We start from the raw sequence: 7,860 nt of genomic DNA, 5'->3' as shown, positions 1-7,860 counted from the left end.
TGCCTGTCACGGTTCTGTTGACCATTGCAGCATCCTTGTTTGTCTCCTTGACGGTCATCCCCTTCTTGGCCAGCCGCATGCTGAACAAGCATGAGGACCCAGAGGGCAATCCACTCCTGCAACGTATCAACAATGCCATCCATTCCTTCTATACGCCCATCCTGCACAAAGGTTTGGCGAAGCCTTGGGTTACGCTCGGTATTATTTTTGCGATCTGTTTCACGTTCATACCCATCATTGGCATGATTGGACAAAGCCTGTTCCCGCCTGCCGGTGTGCCCCAATTTCTGGTTCGGGTGGAGACGCCAGAAGGCACATCCTTGGCGGCAACTCAAAAGGCAATGAACTTTGCCGAAAGCCGTTTAGAAGCCCGCAAGAAGACGGGCGAAGTGGATTGGTACATGTCCAATCTCGGACGCGGCAATCCCCAGATTTTCTACAATATCTTCCAGCGCGAAACCGCGACCAATTATGCTGAAATCTTTGTCCAGAAGCACTACTGGAAGGGGAAAGAGAGCGAGCAGTGGGTCGAGAAGCTGCGCAAGGATCTCATTGGCTATTCAGGTGCGCGCTTCACTGTCGAAGTCTTCGTCAATGGTCCCCCTGTTGAAGCCCCGATTGCGGTGCGCGTTTTTGGTGACGACATCAAAGAGCTTCAGCGGCTTTCGCGCCAAGTCATGATCTTGATGGAACAAACCAATGGGGTGCGTGATGTGGTCAATCCTTTGCGGCTCGACCGCTTAGATCTTGATCTTGGCATTGATAGTCAGAAGGCTGCTCTTCTTGGCATTCCGGCAGGACTTGAAAAGCGGATCGCCCGGTTAGCATTGGCAGGCGAGACCGCAGGCACGTTCCGCGATGACCGTGGCGATGACTTCCCAGTCGTCGTAAGATTGCCGACCCAAGGGCGAAATGTGGTCAGTGATTTGGAAAAGGTCTATGTGCCGACTATCGCTGGGGGCTCTGCGCCGCTCGCCTCCTTTGCTGATCCAAAGTTGGTTCCGACTCCTGCCTCGATCACACGGGTAGACCGTGAACGCGTCGTCACGCTGACAGCACAAACATCAGATGGATTTTTGACTGCCAATGTCACGGCCGACCTTTTGGCCAAGGTCAATCGCGAGATCAAGATGCCACCAGGTTTCCGCGTGGAGCTGGGCGGCCAAGCCGAGGCACAATCAGAGAGTTTTTCTGGCTTAGGCGTGGCTGCCATGATTGCAACATTTGGTATCCTCGCCGTGCTGGTTCTGGAGTTTGGCAAGTTTAAGACAGCCATTGTGGTCGCAGGCATCATCCCGCTGGGCATCTTTGGAGCCGTGGCGGCCTTGGGCCTAACTGGTAACTCACTAAGCTTTACTGCCACCATTGGCATCATCGCGTTGATCGGGATTGAGATCAAGAATTCCATCCTTTTGGTTGACTTCACCGAGCAATTGAGAGCCGAGGGCGTTGGTTTGATGGAGGCCATTGAGCGGGCAGGGGAAGTGCGCTTCCTCCCCGTCCTCTTGACCAGCGTCACCGCCATTGGCGGCCTTCTGCCTTTGGCCCTAGAGCAATCTGGCCTGTACTCACCCATGGCTATCGCCATCATCGGGGGCCTTATCAGCTCGACCTTCCTGTCGCGCGTTGCCACGCCGGTGATGTATTATCTGACTGCGCGCAAGGAAGAAGCCGCGCACTAAATTCCTGAACTCAAACTGCTTAGCCTCATCCAACTTCCGTTGGGTGGGGCTTTTTGCTGTCTGCCTTTCCGACGAAAATTCTGTTTGTTGACGAACTATACAATAAGACTTGACGGGACCAACTGCCTCAGTTTAGTTATTGACGGATATTATCATAAGGTGGCGCAAAGCTGCCGGATTCTAAAGGGGCAGGAACATGACACGGCAGTTCTCCGGTTTTCAACGCATCAGCTATTCAGCTTTGGCCTTTGCCTTAGCGGCAACGGCGACGAGCCCCGTTTGGGCGCAGACCACAGATGAAAAGCCCGCCCTCGAAACAGTCGTCGTCGTCGCTCAAAAGCGTGAGCAGGCGGCCCAAGATGTTCCTATTGCACTGTCTGTTTTCTCCGCCGCCGCTCTGGATCGGGCGCAAATTGAAGACGCGACGGACTTGCAATATTCGATCCCAAACGCCGTTTTGACCGGCAATGACCGTTACACGCTGCGGGGCGTCGGGACCAATGCGCTTGGCTCGTCCGACCTTGGGGTGCAATCCTTCGTCAATGGTGCCGCGATTGGCTATCTGCCACAGAATGAGCTCTTTGACATGGCACGCATCGAAGTCCTGCGTGGCCCACAAGGGACGCTCTATGGCCGCAACACCACAGGCGGCGCCATCAATGTGATCACCCGCAAACCCGGGCGAACCTTTGGCGGAGAGGCAAGCCTGCAATTGGGCAATTTCGACAGCGCCCGCGTCGGCTTGGCCTTTGACCTGCCATTCGGTGACAAAGTCGCGACCCGTTTTGCAGCCTATGGATTGAGCCGGGAAGGCTATACGGACAACCTCTCCACCGGCAATCAAATTGATGGCCGCAATCAATGGGCCTTCCGCTCGACAACCGTTTTCGAGGTCGGCGAGCAGACCGACTTCACCTTGATGTTCGGCTATTATGATGAGGACAGCACGCGTGCCCGCGAAGGCAAGCGCCTGTGCAAAGCCCATCCCGTTTTGGGCTGTGACCCCCGTCAATTAGGCTTTGACTCGCCGGATGCGACGACCACCATCCTCAATACCTTAGCGCGTTTCTTTACCCCCTTTCCCGCAGGCACCAACATTTATGCTGGCGCACCCAATCCAACCGATCTGCGCAAAGTCGCTGCAGATACCGACCCCAGCTATAAGCTCGACCAGAGCTTCCTAACCTTCAATGGCGACCATCGCTTTGGCGATTTGACCCTCTCCGGTGTTTTGGCTTGGTCAAAGGGCTCAACCGAGCAGAATACAGACTGGGACAATGCAGCTCTGCCATTCCGCTTTACCGCCCCGATCACCTATACGGCTGCCCGTGGGCGAACCGTCACAACCAACCAATTGATCACCACCGACAGCTTCACCAGCAAAACAGAAACACGCACGGCAGAAGTTCGCCTCGCGTCAGACTATGAAGGCAAACTCAATTACCTCGTCGGTGCCTTCTATCTGGAGGGCGAAAGCTCTGGCGGGTTTGAAACTTGGCACCCCGCCATTGAAGCCTTCCAAAAGGCCAATGGTCGGCCCGAGGAGACTTGGCGCGTTTCAGCCCTAAGCCGAAACGGCAAGAACACCACCCAAGCCCTATTCGGCGAGCTCTATGTGACGCTTGCAGATAACCTCCGCCTGACACTGGGTGCCCGCCAAACCGAGGAAAAGCGCTCTGGCGAGTCCCGCTCCATCGTATTGGCACCCTTGGGACCATGGGTCTTCTCAAGCTTCAAGGGCAGCAAGGCCACAGGCAAAATCGCGCTGGATTGGACCCCAGACCTCAGCTTCACAGATCAGACTTTGGTCTATGGCTCTGTCGCCACCGGCTATAAGGGCGGGGGTCTCAACAACTCAAACTCAGCACCAACTTATGGCCCTGAAGAAGTAACCGCCTTTGAAATTGGGACAAAGAACAGCCTTCAAAATGGCAAATTGCAGGCGAACTTTGCGGGCTTTGTCTATGACTATTCCGGCCTTCAGTTGGGGCAGCGGATCAATGGTGGTGTTGTCACCAAGAATGCGGACGCCGACATCTGGGGCCTTGAGGCAGAATTCCTATATGCCCCGAGCCGCCCTTGGCTCATCGATGCAAATCTCTCCTATCTCCATACCGAAATTGGCACTTTCCTATCAGAGGACGCAGCCAATCCCGCCCAAAGCCTCACGGCAACCACGCCACCCGTCCAAGTCAATCTGGCAGGCAATGAATTGCCCCATTCCCCGAAAGCCAAAGTCAAAGTGGGTGCGCAATATACCACACAGCCCTTTGCAGGGGGATGGACTTCGACCTTGCGGGTGGATGCCCTGTGGCAGGACAAATATTTTGCCCGCGAATATAATACGCCAACCGACGTCATCGACTCTTGGGGTACGCTGGACCTGCAAGCCCGTTTTGACAAAGCCGATAAAGGTGTCAGCGTTCGCTTCTTTGTTAAGAACGTGACCGATGAGGATAATATCACCAATATCATCATCGAGGATGCATTGATTGGCCGCTACCGTAATGTGCGCCTGCTTGAGCCACGCACATTTGGCGTCATCTTGGAAAAGGCCTTTTAGGCGGGAAGGGGGCTATGTCCCGCCTCCCGTGGACATAGCCCCGATTTGGAAATGGTCTTGGCATGGGGATAGATGTTGGGAACAAGAGTTCCTGCATCGACTTTGCGGCAATCAACATGACGAGCATCCAAGGCATATCCATGCTCGACATGAGGATGCTCTCGGTGAATGAAATCATCATCAGGGTGGCCAAGGCGCTGACCGCGAACAGAGCGCCGGGGCCACCATTTCGCAGTCGGACTAAGGTTGCGATCCAAGCAATTGCCATGCAAGCCGCCAATAAGACCAGGCCAGGCAGGCCAAGCTGCAGGGTGACATCCAACCAAGACGAATGGGCATTTTGGGGGAAGAAGCCGGTACCTTCTGCGATCCATTGATAAGGCCCGGCGGTGGAAGTCTGATCTTCCCATACGGCGTGAAAGCCATACCCAGTCATAGGCCTCTTATCGGCGACATAGGCCACTTCCCGCCAGACCTCTGTCCGGCCCGTAAAGTCTGGGGTTCGGCCGAGTAGGCGGAAGACAAGCTCCTTGCCTTGTGTCAGGGCGTAGATCGCCACACAGCCAACCACAATTGTCGTCCATAGAGTCGCGATGGCAACGCGCAAATCCTTCTGAACGAGCCAGCCAACCGACAACACGGCAATGCCCATAAAGCTCATCAGGATGGCCGTCTTGCCCGTCGTGCCAATAATCGCGACGAGAGATAGCGGCACCAGAAACAGGCAAGGCCAATATTTTCGATTGGACAGCGCAAGGGCAAGGGACGCCAGAATAAGCAAAGCGGCATACATGCCCATGGCTTGCTTTTCACCCCAAACCCCAGACCATGCCCCCTGAAGAATGTCGGTCATCTGACCAATCGAGGGTACAGCAATCGCAAGCCCAACCGATAAGATCATCAAACTGCCAAGTGACAGCGTTAGGCAGGCGAGAATTTCTTCCCAACTCAGATGTGCTGCGATCGCACAAGCGCCAATGAAACTGCAGGTCATGAAGGTCGAGGCCCGCAGCGTATCGACAGGGTTAGCTGTCCAAGTCGACGACACATAGGCCCAAAGGCAGAGGGCCACGAAGGGGAAAACGCCCAAGGCGATGGCTGCCGTTCTCAATGGTTTTGTAAGTGCCAAGCCCAAGCCAAGGATGGACCCAATCGCCCAGACAAATCCGAGCCCCGACAAAGGCCCGCCGTTCAATTTAATCGGCACACTCACAAAGACTTGCAGGTGGATCAGGAAGAACAGGATTACACAGGCATCGCGAAGGAGACGACCTAATGCGTGCGGAATCAGCACGGCCGCTGGCTCAATCGCTTGTTTCAAAGGATAGCGAAACGAGTCCGTCAAACAGGGCGACTTTGCAAAAAGGCGTTACACACAACAAGGCTAGAAATAAAATTTCTACCAATGCCTATTCCGCAAATACTTAGGTCTTTTTGTTGTGAATATTTGGTAAATTGAAACAGCACCAAAACTAAGGAATACCGTCCTAAGCCAACATCCTTCTAGTCTTCCATGCGGTGCGGGCGAAACTTTGCGCCAAGGCCCGTCACCCGACTTTGATCTTCCCGCACACCGATCCCACAGGGTTCACCATCAATGATCCAAGAACCAATCACCGGATACCAGCCATCAAAGCAGGGCAGTGAGTGATAGGCCTGATAGATGCGCTTTTGGGTGGCATAGGGGCCGGGGGGCGCAAAAGGTTCACCTGCCACCTCGATAAAGTGAATGTCAGAACCCTCTCGCCCTAAGACAGGCTTGGACACGCGGGGCCCCAACGTCGGATCATCTTTAAAACTGGCGGGCAAAAGGTTGGGATGATCGGGGAATAATTCCCACAAAATCGGTAAAAGGCCCTTGCTGGCAGCAATAACCCGCCAAGCACTTTCCATCACCGCAGGATCAAGCTCGACTAAACGATCAAAGAATTCTTCCTGCGCCATCCAGTCCCAAGGATAGAGCTTGAAGAGCGCTTGAACATAAACGCCCTCTGCATCCACAAAGCCGCGACCATCAAAGCCCAATTCGGCGATTGGCGTGGGGATCGTCCGCCAGCCGGCTTGATAGGCAACATCCTCCATATAGGCAATGGTCATGCGGTCATCATCTTCTTCCAACATGCCGGTCAGGGTCAGCCGATTGAGCCCAGATTGCGCCTTCAGCTTAGCCCAAGCGGCAATGAGGGCCTCATGGATAGAGTTAAACTGGTCACAGGCAGGAAACTGGTCCTTCAACCACTCCCATTGCAAAACTGCCGCCTCAAACAAAGCGGTTGGCGTGTCTGCATTATACTCCAACAGCTTTGGGGGGTGGATACCGTCAAAGACGAGATCCATCCGACCATAGACGCTGGGGTGGCCATTCTTCCGACAGGCCGCCGCATAACGGGCGAGATTTTCTGGAATGCCCAGTTCTGCATAACGCTTGTTGGCGATGACATGGTCGACCGCCTCGCCAATCATGCGCTCGAGTGTGAGGCTTGCTTCATAAAGTGTCTCAATCTGGCTTTCGCTAAACACATAGGCGACGCGCTCATCATAATAGGGATTGTCGTCGGCGGGCCATAGGGAGATGTTTTGCATGCGGGCCTTGATGTCAGGCCTCGGCGTGGCGGCTTCCCGCCGCATCAGCCGCCCCTGCTGGAATAGCTGCGACCCGTTGAGCCAAAGCCACCGCGCGTGGTCTGGGTTGGGTGGGCGACGACTCCATCCGGCGAGGCGAGTGCGGCGCGGCCTGGTCCACTGCTGGTCGAGTCAAAAGCCTGTCCCGCGCTGCGCCATGAAGCGGGATACGAGGGTCCACGAAAAAAGAATACGCCCCCGGACCCAGAGCTTGAGCCTGTTTGATAGGACTCGCAGGCCTCTTCTGAATAATCGGCGACGCAGGCTTCTTTGCTCTGATAGAGGTTGCGCTTTTGAGCCGTTTCAGCTGGGCCTTGGACGCGATTGTCGGGCTGACAACTGGCTAATGTCCCAACTGCGCCCAAGGACAGAAGCGACAGGACCACAAGCGTGGACGACCAGTCGGAAGAAGATTGCTTTGTCATGTCCGGGCCCTTACGGCGTCATGCACGCGGCATTGACCATGCCGATGGCAATCGCGGTGCCTGCTTTCACAATGGCCGCCGCCCAATTATTTTCTTCAATGGCCGTATAGAGCTTGGGGAACATCAATTGCGCGATGAATTGCGCCCCGATCTGTGCGGCCAGAGCGATGGCTGCCCAAGTCGCTGCTTCATAGAGCACAGTTGAGACTTCAATTGCACGCGATAAGGCGATGGAGAATCCGACCACGGCTCCCAGAAGCCCCAAGGCCGCCGCGCCATTGCCAGCGCGAATGAGCGCAACCTCTTTATGGGGCGTGACTTGGATATAGACCAAGACAAAGATCGTAAGGAACCCCAAGCCAGTCACGAGATGCTTGGCAAATGCCCAAACCGGTTCAACCAATTCCATCCTACCACACCTCAAATTGAATCACGTATCAGACGCGCTTAGGTCGATTCTGAACCCTTGCGCCACAAATGTTGACGCTCTTGCGTCACGCGGAGACTGGCCAAGATCATATCCACCACCATGTCTTCCAGAAGATCAATGTCACAGCCTGTTCGGTCC

General features: G+C 55.0%; 6 protein-coding genes. 2 read left to right on the top strand and 4 right to left on the bottom strand.

Annotated elements, in window-relative coordinates; translation table 11 throughout:
• Positions 1-1,682, top strand: a 1,682-nt coding sequence (locus ACOVRA_RS03820) for an efflux RND transporter permease subunit (RefSeq protein ID WP_421719137.1), incomplete at its 5' end; no start/stop codon positions are given.
• 196 nt (positions 1,683-1,878) lie between these two features.
• Positions 1,879-4,245, top strand: a complete 2,367-nt coding sequence (locus ACOVRA_RS03815; RefSeq protein WP_421719136.1) for a TonB-dependent receptor — start codon at positions 1,879-1,881, stop codon at positions 4,243-4,245.
• Here the strand turns inward: ACOVRA_RS03815 and ACOVRA_RS03810 are convergent.
• The 4 genes from ACOVRA_RS03810 to ACOVRA_RS03795 all read right to left on the bottom strand — a co-directional run bounded on the left by ACOVRA_RS03810 (position 4,223) and on the right by ACOVRA_RS03795 (position 7,701).
• Positions 4,223-5,590, bottom strand: coding sequence for an O-antigen ligase family protein (locus tag ACOVRA_RS03810; RefSeq protein ID WP_421719135.1), 1,368 nt, complete (start codon positions 5,588-5,590; stop codon positions 4,223-4,225). The genes ACOVRA_RS03815 and ACOVRA_RS03810 overlap by 23 nt on opposite strands.
• Before the next feature lie 158 nt (positions 5,591-5,748).
• The gene (locus ACOVRA_RS03805) at positions 5,749-6,873 is read right to left on the bottom strand and encodes a glutathionylspermidine synthase family protein (protein WP_421719134.1); all 1,125 of its coding nucleotides are present in this window, start codon (positions 6,871-6,873) and stop codon (positions 5,749-5,751) included.
• A complete protein-coding gene (locus ACOVRA_RS03800; RefSeq protein WP_421719133.1) occupies positions 6,873-7,292 on the bottom strand; it encodes a hypothetical protein in 420 nt (139 codons plus the stop codon). The genes ACOVRA_RS03805 and ACOVRA_RS03800 overlap by 1 nt, the downstream gene beginning before the upstream one ends.
• Before the next feature lie 10 nt (positions 7,293-7,302).
• Positions 7,303-7,701, bottom strand: coding sequence for a DUF350 domain-containing protein (locus ACOVRA_RS03795; RefSeq protein ID WP_421719132.1), 399 nt, complete (start codon positions 7,699-7,701; stop codon positions 7,303-7,305).
• Positions 7,702-7,860: the final 159 nt, after the last annotated feature.

It is taken from the genome of Aquidulcibacter sp., from assembly GCF_049239865.1.
Taxonomy (GTDB): Bacteria; Pseudomonadota; Alphaproteobacteria; order Caulobacterales; family Aquidulcibacteraceae; genus Aquidulcibacter.
Note: the sequence above shows the minus strand (reverse complement) of the source record. Positions and strands in the feature narration are given on the sequence as shown.

Bases quoted from the DNA above. Each gene is read 5' to 3' on its own strand.
- ACOVRA_RS03795 (WP_421719132.1), bottom strand. From the start codon at position 7,701: ATGGAATTGGTTGAACCGGTTTGGGCATTTGCCAAGCATCTCGTGACT.
- ACOVRA_RS03805 (WP_421719134.1), bottom strand. From the start codon at position 6,873: ATGCGGCGGGAAGCCGCCACGCCGAGGCCTGACATCAAGGCCCGCATG.
- ACOVRA_RS03800 (WP_421719133.1), bottom strand. From the start codon at position 7,292: ATGACAAAGCAATCTTCTTCCGACTGGTCGTCCACGCTTGTGGTCCTG.
- ACOVRA_RS03815 (WP_421719136.1), top strand. From the start codon at position 1,879: ATGACACGGCAGTTCTCCGGTTTTCAACGCATCAGCTATTCAGCTTTG.